We start from the raw sequence: 18,638 nt of genomic DNA on the forward strand, positions 1-18,638 counted from the left end.
CAATCTGAACTCAGGCTTCAACGACATTCTGCGGTTTGCCGGCGGCGAAAGCCTCGACATTGTCGATCAACTGGTCGGCCAAAATCTGCATCGCTTCGCGGCTCGCCCAGGCGACATGCGGCGTTATGAGGAGGTTCGGCAATTTGAGATCGAGCAGAATATTGCCCTGTTTTGGCGGCTCGACGGTCAGCACGTCGAAGCCGGCGCCGCCGATCTTTCCCGCGCTCAGGGCGTCGGCAAGGGCGGCTTCGTCGACGAGGCCGCCACGCGCGGTGTTGATGAGCAACGCATCGGGCTTCATCATATCGAGTTCGCGCGCGCCGATCATGTTCTTGGTGTCCGGCGTCAGCGGCGCATGCAAGGTGATGATGTCGCTGCCCTTGATCAGCGTGTCGAGGTCGACGAGGCCCGGCTGCGGAAAGACGTCATAGGCGAGAATCTTCATGCCGAAGGCTTCGGCGATCTTGCCGACCGATTTGCCGAGGGCGCCGTAGCCGACGATGCCGAGCGTCGAGCCGCGCATGTCGCGGATCGGATGGTCGAAGAAGCAGAACTGATCGCTTTCCTGCCAGCGGCCGGCGCGCACGTCGTCAACATAGGCGACGATGCTGCGGCGCAGCGCGAAGGCGAGCGCGAAAACATGCTCCGGCACGGTGTTGAAGGCGTAGTTACGGATGTTCGACACGGTAACGCCATGAGCCTTGGCGTAGGCTTTGTCGATGACGTCAGTGCCGGTCGCGGCGACGGCGATCATCTTCAGATCGGGCAGTTGCGCGAGGGTCGCCTCGCGCAGCGGAACCTTGTTGGTGATTGCAATCGTCGCGCCCTTGAGGCGCTCGACGATCTCATTGGGGGCGGTGACGTCATAGTCCTTGTAGCTGTGCGGAAAGTCCGGCGACCGCACATTGGCGTCAAGGGTCGAACGGTCGAGAAAGACGATCGAATGTGTCACGGCGCTCCCTTTTGTCTTTGGATGTTATTGACGTGAACGGGTTTGATGGCGGCGTCGCCGGCCCCTGTGAAGGCGGCCTCAACGCAACTATGCGGCCTGCCGCATCCCCCTGGCAATATCGCAAAGGAAGCAGCCGGCGCAGGAGGGATCGCGGCGGAATCGGGCGAGATTATTCCGCGTCGGCCGCCGATCCGCCCGCGACAAAATGCACCGCGCGAAAAACGCGCGGCGCTTTCGCAAGATGAGCGGTCAGGCCGCTTTTTCAGCCTTGACGGGCGCGGCGGCACGATAGAAGGACTGCGCCGCGCCGACGCCGCTGCCGAGCGTGACCGGAATGCCAACGTCGGCCATGGCCATTTCGGCGCCGGCGAGCGCGCCGAGCACCATCAGTTCGTTGAGATCACCAAGGTGGCCGATGCGGAACACCTTGCCGGCGACCTGCGACAATCCGGCGCCAAGCGACAGATTGTAGCGGCTATAGGCCGTGCTGATGACCTGCACCGCATTGAACTGCGGCGGCACGACAATCGCGGTCACCGTATCGGAATACCACTTCGGCTCCTTGGCGCAGGGGGTAAGACCCCAGGCCTTCACTGCGGCGCGCACGCCGCCGGCGAGATGGCTGTGCCGCACGAAAATATTCTCGAGGCCTTCTTCCTCGATCATTTTCAGCGATTCACGCAGGCCATAGAGCAGCGGCAGCGGCGGCGTATAGGGGAAATAGCCGGCCGCATTGGCCTTGATCATGTCGTCGAAATCGAAATAGCAGCGCTTCGACGTCGCCGTCTTCGAGGCGGCGAGCGCCTTCTGGCTGACGCTGAGCACGCCAAGGCCGGCCGGCAACATCAGGCCCTTCTGCGAGCCGGAAACCGCGAGGTCAACGCCCCATTCGTCTTGGCGGAAGTCAAGGCTGCCGAGCGAGCTCACGGCGTCGACGAACAGCAGCGCCGGATGGCCGGCGGCGTCCATCGCCTTGCGCACCGCGGCGATATCGCTCGCAACGCCCGTCGCCGTCTCATTGTGCGTCGCGGTCACGGCCTTGATCTGATGCGACTTGTCGGCGCGCAGGATCTCCTCGATCTTCTCTGGCTTGACGCCCGTGCCCCATTCCTCCTCGAGGATCTGCACGTCGAAGCCCATCCGCTGCGCCATGTCGATCCAGAGATGGCTGAACTGGCCGAAACGCGACATCAACACCTTGTCGCCGGGCGACAGCGTGTTGTTGAAGGCGGATTCCCAGGCGCCCGTGCCTGAGGAGGGGAAAAGAAAGACCTGGCCGTCCTTGGTCTTGTAAATCTTCTTCAGATCCTGGAACAGCGGCAGAGTCAGCTCGGGGAATTTAGGAGACCGGTGGTCCTCCATCGGCACGACCATTGCGCGCGCGACCCGCTCCGGGACATTGGTCGGTCCTGGGACAAAAAGAAAGTGACGGCCCGGCATTATGTATCCTCCATTTGCACTACTTTGGTAGTATCCACGAAAAAGCCGACAATCTCAAGTCACCGGCGATTGCTTGACCAGCCAGGCGAACGGCCAGAGAACTCTGCTTATACTCGCGATGTGCTGCCGCGGCGCCGCGCGACGCATGCCAACTCAAGCGACAGTTCTATCGAGCCACCAAAATGGCGCGGAAATCATTGACGTTTGTTCGGGTCGGCCCGGTAACGATCAGATGATCGAGCGCAGCGAAGAAACTATAGCCGTCATTATCGGCGAGCCGCGCTTTCGCGCTGACGCCGGCCGCAGCAGCTTTGGCGAGACTGTCCGGAAACAAAAGCGCGCCAGCGTTGTCTTCCGTTCCGTCGATGCCGTCTGTATCGCCAGCGAGCGCATAGACGCCCTTATGGCCGTCGAGCGCAACGCCGAGCGCCAGCAGAAATTCGGCGTTGCGTCCGCCGCGTCCCGATCCGCGCACGGTGACGGTGGTTTCGCCGCCCGAAATCAGCACGCAGGGCGCAGGAGCCGGCTGGTCGAAATGATAGACCTGCCGAGCGATGGCGGCATGCACCAGCGCGACATCCCGGGCCTCGCCCTCGATGTCATTGGCGAGGATCAACGGCGCGGCGCCGGCGGCGCGCGCAATCGCCGCGGCCGCATCGAGCGACATTTGCGGCGTCGCGATCATCACATTCGTCACGCCGGCGAGCTTCGGATCGCCGGGCTTCAAGGTTTCGGACTCCGGCGAGCGCAGATAGGCGAGCACGTGATCGGGCGCGGCGATCTGATATTTTTCGATGATGGCGAGCGCGTCGGCCGAGGTGGTCGGATCGGCGACGGTCGGACCCGAGGCGATGACGCTCGGATCGTCGCCCGGAACATCGGAGATCATCAGGGCGAACACGCGCGCAGGCGCCGCGGCGGCGGCGAGCTTGCCGCCCTTGATCGCGGAGAGATGTTTGCGCACGCAGTTCATCTCGGAAATGTTGGCGCCGCTCCTCAGGAGAGCCTTGTTGATCCCCTGCTTGTCGGCGAGCGTGACCCCAGCCGCCGGCAAGGCCAGCAACGCCGAGCCGCCGCCGGAAATCAGGCACAGCACCAGATCGTCGGGGGTCAGGCCCTTCACCGAGGCAAGGATGCGTTCGGCCGCCTCGCGGCCGGCGGCGTCCGGCACCGGATGGCCTGCCTCGACCACCTCGATCCGGCGGCAGGGCGCGCCATGGCCATAACGGGTGACGACGAGGCCCTCGAGCGGGCCGTCCCAATGATCCTCGACCGCCTTCGCCATCGCGCCCGCCGCCTTGCCGGCGCCGACGACGATGGTGCGCCCCTTCGGCCGCGGCGGCAGATGCTGCGGCAGGCATTTCTCGGGCGAGGCCGCGCTGACCGCGGCTTCGAACATGTCGAGAAGGAGCTTGCCTGGATCAAAGGTCATGCGAGTTCGAAATCCGCGTTAGGTGCGAGTGTGGCCGTTATCCGCGCTTTTACGAACTGCCGCAAGACATAGCCGGGCAAACCGGCGCCTAAATAAACTGAGGCGCGCCTAAAAAAAATAAAGGAGCGCCGCAAGCGCTTCTCACGCTATAACATCAGCTTATACGGGTCGCTGTTTTGTGGCCGACGGGGTGGCGCCAGATGTCGGCCGCCGCGATGGCCAAGGGAAAAAAGGGCTGCTAATCTTCGCGCGCTTGCGCCGATGCTTCGCTGCAAGCGCATCGGCTCAACAAGGACGCCGCTCGCGGCCTGCCGCCATGTTCTTCGGCGCCGCAACAAAAAGATGAGACGATCGGGCAGCCCGCGCGAAGCGGAGCGCTCTCAATGTGGAGGAGGGGAAGCTGGACATTCACGAATATCAGGCCAAGGAGATCCTGGCCAACTTCGGGGTCGCAACCCCGCGCGGCGCTGTCGCCTACAGCCCGGATCAAGCCGTCTATTGCGCAACCGAGCTCGGCGGTTGGCATTGGGCCGTCAAGGCCCAGATCCACTCCGGCGGGCGCGGCAAGGCGGGCGGCGTCAAGCTGTGCAAGACTTATAATGAAGTGCGCGCTGCAGCAAACGACATGCTCGGCAAGACGCTCGTCACCAACCAGACCGGCCCCGAAGGCAAGATCGTCCAGCGCGTCTACATCGAGGCCGCAGAGCCCTTCGACCGCGAAATCTATCTCGGCTTCGTGCTCGACCGCAAAGTGGAGCGCGTGCGCATCATCGCCTCGCGCTTCGGCGGCATGGAGATCGAAGAAATCGCCAAGGAGCATCCGGAAGAAATTTTGCAGGTCGTTGTTGAGCCCGCCGTCGGATTGCAGGCGTTCGAAGCGCGCGAGCTCGCCTTCGGCCTCGGCCTCAATCTGAAGCAGGTCAGCCGCGCCGTGCAGAGCATGCTCGGCTGCTATCGCGCCTTCCGCGACCTCGACGCGACCATGGTCGAGATCAACCCGCTTGTGGTCACCAAGGACGACCGTGTGCTGGCGCTCGACGCCAAGATGTCGTTTGACGACAACGCGCTGTTCCGGCGCAGCGGCATCTCCGACATGCGCGATCATTCGCAAGAGGATCCCCGCGAGGTTCAGGCCGCCGAGCATAATCTCAACTATGTCGGCCTCGACGGCGACATCGGTTGCATCGTCAACGGCGCCGGCCTCGCGATGGCGACGATGGACATGATCAAATATGCCGGCGGCGCTCCGGCGAACTTCCTCGACGTCGGCGGCGGCGCATCGCCCGAGCGCGTCGCCGCGGCGTTCCGCCTCGTGTTGTCCGACCGCAACGTCAAGGCGATCCTCGTCAATGTATTCGCCGGCATCAACCGGTGCGATTGGGTCGCCGAAGGCGTCGTCCAGGCCTGCCGCACCCTCAACGTCAATGTTCCCCTTATCGTGCGTCTCTCCGGCACCAACTTCGAGGCGGGGCGCGAGATCATCGTCAACAGCGGGCTGCCGATCATTTCAGCAGACACTCTCGCCGACGCCGCCCGCGCGGCGGTCGAAGCGGCCGGCGCAGCGCCGGCCAGAAGCCTGAACTGAACAAGATCAAAAGCCATTCGCGCCGCAATTGCTTCAGGTTTCTTGCGGCGCAATCGGCTTTTAGGAGAGCTGCGAGATGAGCATTCTAATCGACGAGAACAGCCGGGTCCTGGTGCAGGGCTTTACCGGCGACAAAGGCACTTTCCACGCCAAGGAAATGATCGAGTGCGGCACCAATGTCGTTGGCGGCGTAACGCCCGGCAAGGGCGGCTCGACCCACCTCGGCAAACCGGTGTTCAACACGGTCAAGGACGCCGTGCGCGCAACCGGGGCCAATTGTAGCATCACCTTCGTCGCGCCGGCCTTCTGCGCCGACGCCATCATGGAGGCCGCCGACGCCGGCATCGGGCTGGTTTGCTCGATCACCGACGGCATTCCGGCGCAGGACATGATGCGCGTCAAGCGCTATCTGTTGCGCTATCAGCGCGGCCGCCGCACCCTGATGGTCGGGCCGAACTGCGCCGGCATCATCAGCCCCGGCAAAGCCATGCTGGGCATCATGCCAAGCAACATCTACATGCGTGGCTCGGTCGGCATCGTGTCGCGCTCGGGAACGCTCGGCTATGAAGCCGCCGCGCAAATGAAAGAGCTCGGCATCGGCGTCTCGACCAGCGTCGGGATCGGCGGCGATCCGATCAACGGCAGCTCCTTCCTCGATCATCTGATCCTGTTCGAGCAGGATCCCGAGACCGAGGCGGTGATGATGATTGGCGAAATCGGCGGCCCGCAGGAAGCCGAGGCCGCGGCCTGGATCAAGGACAACATGACAAAGCCGGTTGTCGGCTATGTCGCCGGCCTGACCGCGCCCAAGGGGCGCCGCATGGGCCACGCCGGCGCGATCATCTCCGCCTCCGGCGACAGCGCCGCGGAAAAGTCCGAGATCATGAAATCCTACGGCCTCACCGTCGCGCCAAGCCCGAGCGAGCTTGGCGCCACCATGGCAAGGGTGCTCGGCCGCAGCACGACGCCAGCCAAGACGCCGGAAGCCGTAGCCGCGCATTAATTGCGCACATGACGCTGCGCGGCGGCCAAGTCGCCGCGCAGCCTGCCGCCAAGGTCGCGCCGGCGCCTGGTTGCGAGGTTGCGGCGCGCAACGCCCCGCTTGCCCGTAGCGCGAAGCGGCGCCCGACAGGACGCCCCGCTCCGGCCGCAACGGATCGCGACGGAGGATGCAACCTCCGCATCCGATCACATCAAAAAGGGAGGCTTCGCAGGGCCGATGACCGCCAACCGCAAATTCCACGCCGGCCAGCTCAAATCGCAAGGAAGCGCCCGCCATGACTGAGCTGCAAGCCGAACGGCGCCTGGAGCAGGCCATGCGCGTTGTCGACGTCAGCGACGGCGCGCCCTCTGGCGAGCGCATCGCGGAAATTCTCTACCAGCTGTTGCTTGAAGTGGTGCAACGCCACCATCCCGAAATCGCGCCGGTGCTGTCCGGCGAGACGGTGCTCCAGAATGCGGCGCCGGAGGTGGTTTCACGCGTTTTTCAGGCGCATGGCATCTGGTTTCAGCTGCTTTCGATCGTCGAGCAGGACGCCGCCATGGGCGAGCGCCGCAGGACCGAGCGCGAGCTCGGCGAACAGGCTGTGCCGGGCACTTTCGCCAATGTGATCGCCAAGGCGGCGAAGCTCGGAATTCCGGGCTCCGAAGTCGCCGAGAAGCTGAGCCAGACTCGGGTGCGCCCGGTCATCACCGCGCATCCGACGGAAGCCAAACGCGTCACCGTGCTCGAAAAGCACCGGCGCATCTACCGCCTGCTGGTCGAGCTCGAGCAGCCGCGCTGGACCGGCCGGGAACGCTCCGGCATCATCGACCAGCTGCGCGACGAAATCGAACTGTTGTGGATGACCGGCGAATTGCGGCTGGAGAAACCCTCGGTCGAGCAGGAAATCGCCTGGGGTCTGCATTTCTTTCATGAAACCCTTTTCGAGGGCGTGCCCGAACTTTTGAAAAAATTCGACCGCGCCCTGAAGCGGTTCTACCCGGGCGAAAATTTCACGCTGACGCAATTCTTTCAGTTCGGCTCCTGGATCGGCGGCGACCGCGACGGAAATCCCTTCGTCGTTAACAAGGTGACGCGCCGCGCGCTGCGGGAGAACGCCAAGGCCAGCCTGCGCTATTACGAACAACGCCTGTTCAACTTGATGAAAAGCCTGTCGATCTCCGAGCGGGCCCTGCCGCCGCCCTCGGGCTTTCGCGAGGCGCTGAACCGCGCTCTTGGCGAAAGCGGCGACGGCGCCGGAATTGCGCTGCGCAATCCCGGCGAGCCATATCGCCAGTTTCTGTTCTGCATACACGCCAAGGTGAGGGCGACGCTCGCCCTTTACGAAGGCGAGCGGACGCCGGGCCCTTATTATATCAGCGCGGACGATCTCATTTCCGATCTCGCAGTGACCGAGCAGGCGCTCGCGGAGAGCGGCAGCATTGGCCTCGGGCAGGATCTCGTGCGTCCGCTGCGCTTTGCCGTCGAAGTGTTCCGCTTCCGCACGCAAAGGCTCGATCTGCGCGAAAACACAACGAAGCTCACGGCGACGCTGCAGGCCTTGTGGCGCGCCATGCATGCGGAGGCTGACGGTGAGCCGCCTGCCGTCGAATCGGACGAATGGAAAGCCTGGATCCTCGCCGAGCTCGCGCGGCCGCGCATCGGGCAGCCGGTCTATCGCGCGCTGCCGCCGGAAGCTGCAGAAACGCTCGGGATGTTCAAGCTTGCCCGCGACTCCGATGAGGAATTCGATCGCGAGGCGTTCGGCAGTTTCGTGCTCAGCATGACGCGCTCCGCCGCCGACGTGCTTGGCGCCTACCTGCTCGCCAAGGAGGCCGATCTCTATCATGACGCAACGCGCGTCGAGGCGTGCACGCTGTCGATCACGCCGCTGTTCGAGACGATCACAGACCTTCGCGCCGCGCCGCAGATCATGCGCGAATTGCTGTCGATGCCGCTGGTGCGCCGCAGCGCCCGCATGCAGGGCGGCGTGCAGGAAGTCATGATCGGCTATTCCGACTCGAACAAGGACGGCGGCTTCCTGTCCTCGAATTGGGAGCTTGCGAAGGCGCAGGACAAGCTCGCCAAGATCGGGGCCGAGGCCGGCATTCCGATCTCGTTCTTCCACGGACGCGGCGGTTCGGTGAGCCGCGGCGGCGCGCCGACGGCGCAGGCGATCGCGGCCCAGCCGGCCGGCTCGATTCAGGGACGCCTGCGCGTCACCGAACAGGGCGAGGTGGTGTCATTCAAATACGCCAACAAGGGCACCGCCGGCTTCCAGATGGAAATGCTGGGATCCAGCGTGTTCGAGCATACGCTGACGTCGGAGCGCGCCGCCCCTGCCCTTCGCGCCGAATTCGAGGAGGCGATGGAGGCGCTGTCTGGCGCCTCGCACGCGGCCTACGCCAATTTCATCAATCATCCGGACCTGCTCACCTATTTCCAGTCGGCGAGCCCGCTCGATGAAATCTCGATGCTAAACATCGGCTCACGTCCGGCGCGGCGGTTCGGCGCGCGCACGCTTTCCGATCTGCGCGCCATTCCCTGGGTGTTCGCCTGGGCGCAGAATCGTCATGTCATCACAGGCTGGTATGGCGTCGGCAGCGGGATTGCGAGCTTCCTCGACGTGCGCAAGGAGCGCGGCCTGACCCTGCTCAAGCGCATGTTCGCCGAATCCGACCTGTTTCGCATGGTTGTCGGCGAGGTCGAGAAAACCCTCGGCATGGTCGATCTCGACATCGCTCGCGAATATGCGGGGCTCGTTTACGACGACGACGTGCGCGAGGCGATTTTCGGCATGATCGAGGCCGAATACAGGCTGACGCGCGAAAGCATCCTGAAGATCACTGGCGAAGACGAAATCGCGCAGCGCTTTCCGGCCTATCGCTCGCGCCTCGCGACGCGGCTCAAAACCATCAACAAGGTCAATCGCGAGCAGGTCGAGCTGTTGCGGAACTTCCGCGCCAGCACGAATGAATTGAGCAAGGAAGCCTTCAAATCGAATCTTCTGCTCTCGATCAACTGCATTTCAAGCGGTCTTGGCGCCACCGGGTGACGTGACGACCGTCGTATCAATTCGCCGTCGCGGATCGCGCGGCCTACATGCTCTCGAAAGGAACCCCCGGATGAGCTTTACGATCATAGAACAGGCGACGCCGCGACTGCACCGCTCCGAACTCGCCGTTCCCGGCTCGAATGTCGGCTTGTTCGAAAAGGCGGCCTCGTCGGCCGCCGACATCGTCTTCCTCGACGTCGAGGACGCGGTGGCTCCCGACGACAAGGAGCAGGCGCGCAAGAACATCATTCAGGGCCTCAATGAGATCAATTGGGGCGCGAAGACCATGATGGTGCGCATCAACGGTCTCGACACGCACTACATGTATCGCGATGTGGTCGACATCGTCGAAGCCTGTCCCCGCCTCGACATGATCCTCATTCCGAAAGTCGGCGTGCCGGCTGACGTCTACGCCATCGATATGCTTGTGACGCAGATCGAAGCCGCCAAGAAACGCACGAAAAAGATCGGCTTCGAGGTGCTGATCGAGACCGCTCTCGGCATGGCAAATGTCGAGGCGATCGCGCAGTCGAGCCGGCGGCTTGAGGCGATGTCCTTCGGCGTCGCCGACTACGCCGCCTCGACGCGCGCGCGCACCACCGTCATCGGCGGCGTCAACCCCGACTATGGCGTCTTGACCGACAAGGACGCCAATGGAAACCGCCAGTATTTCTGGGGCGATCCATGGCATGCCGCTCAGACCCGCATGATGGTCGCCTGCCGCGCCTATGGCCTGCGCCCGATCGATGGCCCGTTCGGCGATTTCTCCGATCCCGACGCTTTCATCGCCGCCGCCAATCGCGTCGCGGTGCTCGGCTATGAAGGAAAATGGGCGATCCACCCGTCGCAGATCGAACTCGCCAACAAGGTGTTCACGCCGTCCGACGCCGAAGTCACCAAAGCGCGCCGCATCCTGGCCGCGATGGACGACGCCGCGAAAGCCGGCAAGGGCGCGGTGTCGCTCGACGGCCGCCTGATAGATATCGCCAGCATCCGCATGGCCGAGGCGCTGCTCGCCAAGGCCGGCTCGATCGGCATCGCCGCCTGATCTGACGTCGCCAACGGCGGCGTGGTCCAGCTGCGCCGCCGCAGGGTGCCAGAATGAAAATCTTCTACGTTACGCTGAACACTATCGATGAAGCGCGCTGCATCGCCCGCGCCGCGCTGGAGCAACGCATCGCCGTTTGCTGCAACTGGTTTCCGATCACCTGCGCCTACCGCTGGGGCGAAGAGATCAAGGAGGAGCCGGAAGTCGTGCTTCTCATCAAGACGCAGGACGGCAGGCGCGCGTCCATCGAGGCCATCGTCGGCGGCGTCGTCGATTACGTCAATTGCGTCGTCGAGCTTGCGCCTTCCTCCGTCAATGCGGCCTTTCTCGATTGGCTCGACCGCGACGCGCCGGCCGGCTGAGCGAGCCGCTCAGACCGAAACCGCCACTATGCTGGATCATTACCGCGCGACAATCGGCGCGCCCATGGCGGCGTCCCAATCGGGCGCGCCGAGGGTCAGAAAATCGATGATCGCCCGCGCCGCTTGCGCAGCATTCGCGCGCCAGCCGGGATGGCTGTGGTTGGCGGTCAAATCGGGGAAGTATAGCGCCGCGAGCGGGCCGCCGCTTTGCGCCTGGCTCTGCACATAGCGCCTGGCGCCGCGCACGGATACGCCGTGCGCCAGCGCCACATGGCCGCCGATGCAACCGATCGAGCCGCAATCCGAAGACGCCCGCGCCATATCGAGCGCGATGTCCCCGTTGAGCAGTTTCGCGGCAAGGGCGATCAACTCCTCCCTCTCCCAATCTTCGACGCCGAGCGCGCGCGCGGACAAATAGGGTTGATGATGCTTCATCGGCCGCTCCCTCCAAAATCGGGCTGGAGAGGACAAGCGTCTCATGGGCGCCCGCGCGTGACAAGAGAGGCGCGCCGCCAATATAATGACGCCCAATCCGCCGCGATTGACCCGCGTATTGAACCGTCACGAGGACAGGCATGCGATTTTCCGCCGCGCTGATAGCGCTCGCTCTGCTCACAGCAAGCCCTTCGCGGGCGGACGAGGCAAACGCCAGCGTCGGCCTGACCGGGCTCAACGGGCAAGGCGGCGCAGTGACCCTCGACGAGCTGGACGCGCTGCCTCGGATCACAATCAGCGCCGAACAGCATGACGCGACGCATGTCTTTGAGGGCGCGCTGCTGACGGATGTTCTCGCTAGAGTCGGGGCGCCGCGCGGCAAGGCCATTCACGGCGCCGAGATGACAGACGTCATCATCGTTGAAGCCCGCGACGGCTACAAAGTCGCGCTCGATCTCGCGGGAATCGACGCCACAATTCGCAAGGATCGCGTGATCCTCGCCGACCGCATGGACGGCGCGCCGATCGGACCGGAAACGGGCCCGTTCCGGCTGGTTGTGGAGGGCGATTTTCGCCCTGCCCGCTCGGTGCGGATGGTCAAGCAGATCAGGCTTGAACGGCTGCATTAGAGCGCTTTGATTTCCGCGCCGTTATCGATACATCACGAAATAAATGATCATGAATGCGCAGATGACGAGGAACAATCCCCAACCTAGAACGTAGCGCGTCACATGCGTCGAGGCGCCTTGCCGCGCTTCCGTGGTTGTCAGCACCTCCGGCGTATCCGGGCTGTGATTGCCCCGATCCTCTCTTATGGTCATTGATTGCTCCCTTCGCAGCGTCAGTCGCATGCGTCACGCTCAACAGACGACGCGGCATCGGGTTCCCGCCATCAAAGCCCATAACACCGCGGTCATGTGAAAGCCTTCCGTCGTGCGCCGCGGCACGCCGCGCCCCGCGGCGAAGCGCTACTTTGCGTCTCGCGCCTGTTGCGGAGACACGTCATGAAGTTCGAGCAGTTCGATAGCGGCGATGCGGGCCCCACCGCATCCTCGGCCGATCACGCCAGTAAATTTCCCTGCTGCGGCCAATATCTCAAATATTGGCTCAGTCCCCAGACGATGAAGGCAAAAACGCCGGACCGTTGGGAAATTTTCGTCAAATGGTGCGGCAACGAGGTCTGGGCCACCGAGGCCTGCGCCTGGGGCAAGGGCCCGCTGGTTCAGATCAACAGCGCCAAGGTCGGCCACGCGATGGGGCGCACCACAGGGGATACCTCCGCTAGCGTGGCCTGCTTCATTCATGGCAAGGTCGCCAACAAATACGAGCAGGGAAACGGCTGGATCATCTGGGAATCGACAGTGCTGCATGAGCTTGTCCACTGGGCGCGCTGGAAGCAGAAGCTGTCCGACCCCACCGACGATTCAGGAAACGCGATCGAGGTCGGCAAGGCGTTCGAGGCGGAAGCCTATGGCGCCGACGTCACGCTGCAGACGCCCTGGCGCGCGGGGCCGTAGCCAAAGGCATTGGTTGCAGATTTCCCCCAATCGCAGCGCCTTTACGCGAGGACGACATTGCTTCAAAGTCCCGTTTCGTCAGGCGAACGGGATCTTTTATCGATGGCCCGCCGAAGCGGAAACGCCGATCTGCCCCTCCATTCCGGCCGCGTCCCAGCCTGGCTCGCGGATCGCATGACGCTGCTTGGCGCGGCGCTCAGCGAGGCCGTGATCCTGCACTATGGCCGCGACGAGTTCCTGCGCCGGCTCTCGCATCCCTTCTGGTTCCAGTCCTTCGGAGCCGTGATGGGAATGGACTGGCATTCGTCGGGCGTCACGACAAGCGTGCTCGGCGCCTTGAAGCGGGGCCTTGCGCCGCGGGCGCGCGAGCTTGGGATCCATATCTGCGGCGGGCGCGGCAAGCACTCCCGCCAGACGCCGACCGAGCTGATGCGCGCCGGCGAAGCCGCCGGATTTGACGGAGCGGCGCTGGCGGACGCGAGCCGCCTCGTCGCCAAGGTCGACAGCGCCGCCGTGCAGGACGGCTTCGCGCTTTACCTGCACAGCTTCATCGTCGCCGATGACGGCAGCTGGGTCGTCGTGCAACAGGGCATGAACGGCGCGCTGCGGCAGGCGCGACGCTATCATTGGTTGTCGGAGGGGCTGCGCAGCTTCGTCGACGACCCCCATGCGGCGATCGACGGACGCAAGGGCGCCGACATCATCAACCTGACCGATCATCGCGCGGAATTTTCACGCGCACGGCAACTCGATTTGCTGCAAACGCTCGGGCCGGATGGAATCGCCAGCAAATTCGGGGCGCTCGCAGAACGCGCGTCGCCGGCGCCGCAGCCGCAGCTTGAACTCCCCTTTCTCGTCATGCCGGCGCACCATGAGGTTTATCCCGGCGACGTGATGATCCGCCGGCTGCGCGGCGCCCTTGCCGCCGCAGCCGATCGTGGTCCGCAGGATTTCGCCGATCTCTTGATGACGCCGGGCGTTGGCGAGCGCACGGTGCGCGCTTTGGCGCTCGTCGCCGAGGTCGTGCATGGCGCGCCCTGCCGTTTCAGCGATCCAGCGCGGTTCTCGCTCGCGCATGGCGGCAAGGACGGGCATCCCTTCCCCGTACCCTTGAAAATCTACGACGAGACGATCCGCGTGATGAAATCCGCCGTTTGCAAGGCCCGGCTCGGACGCGCAGAGGAGCTTGACGCCCTCAAACGCCTTGACGATCAGGCGCGGCTGGCCGAGCGGGCCGCGACGGGACCGTCCTTTGAGGCGTTTATTGCGGAAGAAAGGCGGCTCTCGCCCTCTTACGGCGGCAGGACCGTCGCCGGCGACTTTGTCCCCGCTCGAACGAAAGCCAAGGCTCCCGCCGCGTGAGAAATGGGGAACGGGCGAGGCGGCGGCGGCGTTGCACGATGAAGGAGAACCGCTGTGGCGCCGCGCGCGAACTGGAAAGGCGTCCTCAAGGTCGCCGAACTAACCTCACAGATTTCGCTATTCACTGCTGCCTCGACGTCGGAGCGGATCGCCTTTCACACGCTGAACCGCACAACCGGCCATCGCGTCCAGAGGCAATTCATCGACGCCGAAACCGGGAAGCCGGTGGCGCCGGAGGATCAAGTCAAGGGCTATGAGACCGGGCATGGCGAATATGTCATGCTGGAGGCCGACGAAATCGCCGCAGCCCTTCCCGAAAGCGACAAGACGCTCGACGTTCAGGCCTTCATCCCCTGCGACAAAGTCGATGACGTGTTTTTCGATCGCCCCTATTATCTCGCGCCAAGCAACCAGGCCACCGAGGAGGCTTTCGCGCTGCTGCGTGAAGGGATGCGCGCCAACAAGGTTGCGGCGCTCGCGCGCGCGATGCTGTTTCGCAGAATGCGCTCGCTGCTCATTCGCCCCTCTGGCGCGGGACTGATCGCGAGCACCCTCAACTTCGATTATGAAGTCCGCTCCGCCGACGAAGCCTTCGCCGATGTGCGCGACGTCAAGATCGAGGGCGAGATGCTCGATCTCGCCAAGCACATCATCAAGACCAAGGCCGGCAAGTTCGACGTCAGCACGTTCGACGACCGCTATGAGGCGGCGGTCGCGGCTCTCGTCAAGGCAAAGCTCGAAGGCCGCAAGATCGAGCCTCCGAAACCCGTCGCAGCGACCAATGTGACGAGCCTGCTCGACGCGTTGAGGGAGAGCGCCAAAGGCGCCGAAAAGGCGACAGCGACAGCGAAATCGACGTCGAAGACGAGCGACGCAAGAGCCCGCGCGCCGCGGAAAAAGGCCAGCTGACGGCGTCGGCCGCTCAGCGCCCCTTAGGCTTTTTCACCGCCGGCCCGAGGCTTTTGCGCAGGGCGTCCATGATGTCGATGACGTTGCTCTCCGCGCCGCCCTTCCCCGTTTTTTCCGCGGCTTTGGTCTTTTTCGCTGGCGGTTTTTTCTTGGCCTCGATGATGTCCCGCAGCCGATCCTGCACGGGATCGCTGGCCATCTGCGGGCTCCAGGGTTTGACGCGCTCCTCGATCAGCCTGTTGACGAGAGACAACAGCTCGGGAGCTGGCTTTTGATCCTTGATGGCGTCGAAATAGAGTTTTGGATCGCGCACCTCGTCGCCATAGCGCAGCGTCCACAGGATGATGCCCTTGCCGCGCGGCTCCAGCAACACCGCGCGTTCGCGGCGGTAGAGCACGACGCGTGAAATCCCGACCATTTTGGTCGCCTTCATCGCCTCGCGGATGACGGCGAAAGCTTCCTCGCCAACTTCGTCGCCCGGGGTCAGATAGTGCGGCGCGTCATACCAGATCCAGTCGATCGACTCCGCCGGCGCGAAAACCTCGATGTCGATCGTGCGCGCGCTCTCCAGCGCGACGGAATCGAGCTCCTCGTCTTCGAGCATGACGTAGGACTCATCGTCCCGCGGAAAACCCTTGACCTGATCGGCCGAATCTACAGGCTTGCCCGAAACCGCATCGATGTAGCGGCTTTGCACCCTGTTGCCCGTGGCCCGGTTCAGCGTGTGAAAGCGCAGCTTTTCCTTTTCGGATTTCGCCGGCGCCATGACCACGGGACAGGTCACCAGCGAGAGCTTCAGATAACCTTTCCAGAATGAACGCGGAGCCATCGGCTGCCTCTCTTGCGGATCAGGCGGCCGCCTTGGCGCGGCCGAGGCGTTTGATCGCCGCCTCCAGCGGACGCGCGCCGGAATCATAGTCGGCCCAGGCATTGCTCTTGTCGAGAAGCGCAACGGACGTACGGACCGTAAAGGCCTTCGGATCAAGGCTGTTGGTCGCCTCGCTCCAGTTCAGCGGCATCGAAACCGTGGCGCCCGGACGCGCGCGCGGCGACAGCGGCGCGACGGCCGTCGACATGCGGTCATTGCGCAGATAGTCGAGGAAAATACGCCCCGCGCGAAGCTTTTTGGCCATGTTGATGAGATAGGCGTTCGAATTGTCCGCGGCCATGCGCCGGCAGACCTCCTGAGCGAACCCTTTCGCCTCGGGCCAGGTGAGTTTGGAGCCCTTGGCGACGGCCAGCGGCGTGACGACATGCAGCCCCTTGCCGCCCGTCGTCTTGCAGAAACTGACGAGGCCAAGCGCGTCGAGTCTGTCGCGCATCTCAAGAGCGGCGGCCACCACCTGCTCGAAGGAAACGTCCGGGCCGGGGTCGAGATCGAATATGAGCCGCCCGGGCGTCTCCGGCCGGCCCGGCGCGCAATTCCACGGATGCAGCTCAAGCCCGGCGATTTGCGCCACCGCCGCCAGTCCCTCGACCCGGTCGATCTGCAGATAGGGCGCGCGATCGCCCGACACGGTCACAAGATCGAGCAGGTTCGAGGCTCCGGCCATGGCGTGGCGCTGAAAGAATTGCTGCCCCGTGATCCCGTCGGGAGCGCGGATGAGCGAACAGGGCCTGCCGCGCACATGCTCGATCAGCCAGGGGCCGGCCGCCTCGTAATAGCGCGCCAGATCGAGTTTCGTGACCGGCGCTTCGGCGCCGTCAGCCGGCCACAACTTCTTCGCCGGGTTGGAGATGGCGACGCCCATGACAATGGGCTTGCTGTTGGCCGTCGCCATGGGTTTTTCCGAGGGCGAACGCGCGCTCGCCCGAATCTCTGCCGGATCGGGAACGGCAGCTTGCTTCGGCGGGGCCGGCGTTTCGGCTTCGACCTCTTCGGCGGGCTTGTCCTCGCGTAGCCCCTTGAAGGCCGCCTGCCGCACCATGCCGGCGCCGGTAAAACCGGCAAATTCAATCTCGGCGACAATCTCCGGCTTCAGCCAGTGGATTGAGGCGGTTTTGCGTGGCGCGCTCGGCCCGGTGAAGGGCGACTCCTCGGCGGCGAGCTGCTTCAATTTGGGGAGCAGGCTACGCACTTTTGCTTCGCCAAACCCCGTTCCGATGCGGCCAAGGTAGGTAAAATTCTCGCCGTGATGCACGCCCGCCAGCAGGGAACGGAATTTCCCGTCCGTCGTCGTCCATCCGCCGATCACCACCTCATGGCCGGCGCGGCACTTGGCCTTGGTCCAGCTGTCGGAGCGGCCGGGCTGGTAAGGCGCGTCGCGTTTCTTTGAAACAATGCCCTCGAGATTGAGGCGGCAGGCGGATTGCAAAATCGCGTCGCCGCCCGTCTCGAAGTGCTCGACGAAGCGGATCAGCGCGCCCGGGCCAAGCCTCGCGCCGGCGATGAGGCGCGCCAACGCCTGTTTGCGTTCGGCGAGCGGTTCGAGCCGCAAATCCGTCTCGCCCTGGAACATCAGGTCGAAGGCGTAGAAAATCAGATCGTCGGTGTCCTGCTCCGAAAGCGCCGCCTGCAGCGCAACGAAATCGGGCGAGCCCGAGGCATCCAGCGCGACGATCTCCCCATCGACGATGGCGTCGGGGAAATTCGCCGCCTCGGCCGCGATCGCGGCGAATTTATTGGTCCAGTCCAGCCCCTTGCGCGTTTTCAGCGTCGCTTTGCCGCCGGCGACGCGAAGCTGCATGCGATAGCCGTCGAATTTGATTTCGTGAACCCAGCCGTCGCCCGAGGGCGGCCGCTCGACCGGCAAGCACAGCTGCGGCGGCAGGAAATCCGGCATTTGCGCCAATTTCTTTCGCGCCGGGCGAGCCGCCTTCGGCGCCGCGCGCGCCTCGGCGGCGAGCCCTTTACGCGAATCCCACACAGCTTTCGGATCGGCGGCTTGCTCGCCGGCGAGCATGAAAGGCTTTGGCCCCTTGCCCTTGCCGGCCGCGATCGCGGCCATTGCGCGGCCGGAGGCGACGGAGCGGTCCTCCGCGAGCAGAGCGTCGGCGTCGCCATCGCGCGCGTCATCGTCGCGATGTTTGATGAGCAGCCAATTGGTTCGTTTGCCGCCCGTGCGGTCGGCCTTCATGCGCACGAGCACCCAACTGCCATGCAGCCTTTGGCCGTCGAGCGTGAATTTGAGATCGCCGTCGGCCAGCGCCTGTTCCGGCGTCTTGTCGCCCTCCGGCGCCCAGAAGCCCCGATCCCACAGCTGCACCGTGCCGCCGCCATATTGGCCTTTGGGGATCACGCCTTCGAAATCGCCATAGTCGAGCGGATGGTCCTCGACCTCGACCGCAAGGCGCTTGTCATGCGGATCGAGCGAGGGGCCTTTGGTGACGGCCCATGATTTGAAGACGCCGTCGAGCTCCAGTCGAAGATCGTAATGGAGCCGGGTCGCGGCATGTTTCTGGATGACGAAGCGCCGACGCGGCCCGGCGGAGATCTCGGCTGCTCCGCTTGGCTCCGCCGTTCGGGCGAAGTCGCGCTTGGCGCGATAGGTACTGAGCTTGGTGTCCGCCACGTTGCATTTTCCGGCGCTGGACGCATTCGCCGCTAAACGCGCGAGCG

General features: G+C 64.2%; 16 protein-coding genes. 9 read left to right on the forward strand and 7 right to left on the reverse strand.

Annotated features, from left to right (window positions below; translation table 11 throughout):
- Positions 1-10 precede the first annotated feature (10 nt).
- The 3 genes from CR492_RS07830 to CR492_RS07840 all read right to left on the reverse strand — a co-directional run bounded on the left by CR492_RS07830 (position 11) and on the right by CR492_RS07840 (position 3,824).
- Positions 11-952, reverse strand: coding sequence for a D-2-hydroxyacid dehydrogenase (locus CR492_RS07830; RefSeq protein WP_102843183.1), 942 nt, complete (start codon positions 950-952; stop codon positions 11-13).
- 249 nt (positions 953-1,201) lie between these two features.
- Positions 1,202-2,392, reverse strand: a complete 1,191-nt coding sequence (locus CR492_RS07835) for an aminotransferase class V-fold PLP-dependent enzyme (protein WP_102843184.1) — start codon at positions 2,390-2,392, stop codon at positions 1,202-1,204.
- A gap of 166 nt (positions 2,393-2,558) precedes the next feature.
- Positions 2,559-3,824 (reverse strand): glycerate kinase type-2 family protein, encoded by a 1,266-nt coding sequence (locus CR492_RS07840; RefSeq protein ID WP_102843185.1) that lies wholly within the window; start codon positions 3,822-3,824, stop codon positions 2,559-2,561.
- A 400-nt stretch (positions 3,825-4,224) separates the two neighbouring features.
- On the opposite strand from CR492_RS07840, the gene CR492_RS07845 reads away from it, so the two are divergent.
- The 5 genes from CR492_RS07845 (at position 4,225) to cutA (ending at position 10,856) form a co-directional block, all read left to right on the forward strand.
- The gene (locus CR492_RS07845; protein ID WP_102843233.1) at positions 4,225-5,409 is read left to right on the forward strand and encodes a malate--CoA ligase subunit beta; all 1,185 of its coding nucleotides are present in this window, start codon (positions 4,225-4,227) and stop codon (positions 5,407-5,409) included.
- Positions 5,410-5,485: 76 nt separating this feature from the next.
- On the forward strand, positions 5,486-6,412 hold the full coding sequence (sucD, locus tag CR492_RS07850) for a succinate--CoA ligase subunit alpha (protein WP_102843186.1): 927 nt from the start codon (positions 5,486-5,488) through the stop codon (positions 6,410-6,412).
- A 313-nt stretch (positions 6,413-6,725) separates the two neighbouring features.
- Positions 6,726-9,446, forward strand: a complete 2,721-nt coding sequence (locus CR492_RS07860; RefSeq protein ID WP_245412011.1) for a phosphoenolpyruvate carboxylase — start codon at positions 6,726-6,728, stop codon at positions 9,444-9,446.
- A 70-nt stretch (positions 9,447-9,516) separates the two neighbouring features.
- Positions 9,517-10,494: an HpcH/HpaI aldolase/citrate lyase family protein gene (locus tag CR492_RS07865; RefSeq protein ID WP_102843189.1), complete on the forward strand. Its 978-nt coding sequence runs from the start codon at positions 9,517-9,519 to the stop codon at positions 10,492-10,494.
- Positions 10,495-10,547: 53 nt separating this feature from the next.
- Positions 10,548-10,856 (forward strand): divalent-cation tolerance protein CutA, encoded by a 309-nt coding sequence (gene cutA, locus CR492_RS07870; RefSeq protein ID WP_102843190.1) that lies wholly within the window; start codon positions 10,548-10,550, stop codon positions 10,854-10,856.
- 39 nt (positions 10,857-10,895) lie between these two features.
- On the opposite strand, the gene CR492_RS07875 is transcribed toward cutA, so the two are convergent.
- Complete coding sequence (locus CR492_RS07875) at positions 10,896-11,291, reverse strand: hypothetical protein (protein ID WP_102843191.1); 396 nt, start codon at positions 11,289-11,291, stop codon at positions 10,896-10,898.
- A gap of 140 nt (positions 11,292-11,431) precedes the next feature.
- Here CR492_RS07875 and CR492_RS07880 point away from each other — a divergent pair, with 140 nt between their 5' ends.
- A complete protein-coding gene (locus CR492_RS07880) occupies positions 11,432-11,920 on the forward strand; it encodes a molybdopterin-dependent oxidoreductase (protein WP_102843192.1) in 489 nt (162 codons plus the stop codon).
- 21 nt (positions 11,921-11,941) lie between these two features.
- Here the strand turns inward: CR492_RS07880 and CR492_RS20740 are convergent, their stop codons facing one another.
- The gene (locus CR492_RS20740) at positions 11,942-12,112 is read right to left on the reverse strand and encodes a hypothetical protein (RefSeq protein WP_180982472.1); all 171 of its coding nucleotides are present in this window, start codon (positions 12,110-12,112) and stop codon (positions 11,942-11,944) included.
- 183 nt (positions 12,113-12,295) lie between these two features.
- Between CR492_RS20740 and CR492_RS07885 the strand changes: the two genes are divergently transcribed.
- From CR492_RS07885 to CR492_RS07895, 3 genes are all read left to right on the forward strand, one after another.
- Entirely contained in the window at positions 12,296-12,808 is a 513-nt protein-coding gene (locus CR492_RS07885) for a hypothetical protein (protein WP_102843193.1), read from the forward strand.
- Positions 12,809-12,910: 102 nt separating this feature from the next.
- Positions 12,911-14,170, forward strand: coding sequence for a DUF763 domain-containing protein (locus CR492_RS07890; protein WP_102843194.1), 1,260 nt, complete (start codon positions 12,911-12,913; stop codon positions 14,168-14,170).
- Positions 14,171-14,224: 54 nt separating this feature from the next.
- Positions 14,225-15,079: a Ku protein gene (locus tag CR492_RS07895; RefSeq protein WP_102843195.1), complete on the forward strand. Its 855-nt coding sequence runs from the start codon at positions 14,225-14,227 to the stop codon at positions 15,077-15,079.
- A 13-nt stretch (positions 15,080-15,092) separates the two neighbouring features.
- Here the strand turns inward: CR492_RS07895 and CR492_RS07900 are convergent, their stop codons facing one another.
- Both CR492_RS07900 and ligD read right to left on the reverse strand, forming a co-directional pair.
- Entirely contained in the window at positions 15,093-15,908 is an 816-nt protein-coding gene (locus CR492_RS07900) for a Ku protein (RefSeq protein WP_102843196.1), read from the reverse strand.
- 19 nt (positions 15,909-15,927) lie between these two features.
- Positions 15,928-18,591, reverse strand: a complete 2,664-nt coding sequence (gene ligD / locus CR492_RS07905; protein WP_102843197.1) for a DNA ligase D — start codon at positions 18,589-18,591, stop codon at positions 15,928-15,930.
- Positions 18,592-18,638 lie beyond the last annotated feature (47 nt).

The organism is Methylocella silvestris (assembly GCF_002891535.1).
GTDB lineage: Bacteria > Pseudomonadota > Alphaproteobacteria > Rhizobiales > Beijerinckiaceae > Methylocapsa > Methylocapsa silvestris_A.

What these genes read in the sequence shown, in the direction of transcription:
- CR492_RS07835 (WP_102843184.1), bottom strand. Translation starts at nt 2,392, where the DNA reads ATGCCGGGCCGTCACTTTCTTTTTGTCCCAGGACCGACCAATGTCCCG.
- CR492_RS07840 (WP_102843185.1), bottom strand. Translation starts at nt 3,824, where the DNA reads ATGACCTTTGATCCAGGCAAGCTCCTTCTCGACATGTTCGAAGCCGCG.
- sucD (WP_102843186.1), top strand. Translation starts at nt 5,486, where the DNA reads ATGAGCATTCTAATCGACGAGAACAGCCGGGTCCTGGTGCAGGGCTTT.
- CR492_RS07860 (WP_245412011.1), top strand. Translation starts at nt 6,726, where the DNA reads ATGCGCGTTGTCGACGTCAGCGACGGCGCGCCCTCTGGCGAGCGCATC.
- CR492_RS07865 (WP_102843189.1), top strand. Translation starts at nt 9,517, where the DNA reads ATGAGCTTTACGATCATAGAACAGGCGACGCCGCGACTGCACCGCTCC.
- cutA (WP_102843190.1), top strand. Translation starts at nt 10,548, where the DNA reads ATGAAAATCTTCTACGTTACGCTGAACACTATCGATGAAGCGCGCTGC.
- CR492_RS07875 (WP_102843191.1), bottom strand. Translation starts at nt 11,291, where the DNA reads ATGAAGCATCATCAACCCTATTTGTCCGCGCGCGCGCTCGGCGTCGAA.
- CR492_RS07880 (WP_102843192.1), top strand. Translation starts at nt 11,432, where the DNA reads ATGCGATTTTCCGCCGCGCTGATAGCGCTCGCTCTGCTCACAGCAAGC.
- CR492_RS20740 (WP_180982472.1), bottom strand. Translation starts at nt 12,112, where the DNA reads ATGACCATAAGAGAGGATCGGGGCAATCACAGCCCGGATACGCCGGAG.
- CR492_RS07885 (WP_102843193.1), top strand. Translation starts at nt 12,296, where the DNA reads ATGAAGTTCGAGCAGTTCGATAGCGGCGATGCGGGCCCCACCGCATCC.
- CR492_RS07890 (WP_102843194.1), top strand. Translation starts at nt 12,911, where the DNA reads ATGGCCCGCCGAAGCGGAAACGCCGATCTGCCCCTCCATTCCGGCCGC.
- CR492_RS07900 (WP_102843196.1), bottom strand. Translation starts at nt 15,908, where the DNA reads ATGGCTCCGCGTTCATTCTGGAAAGGTTATCTGAAGCTCTCGCTGGTG.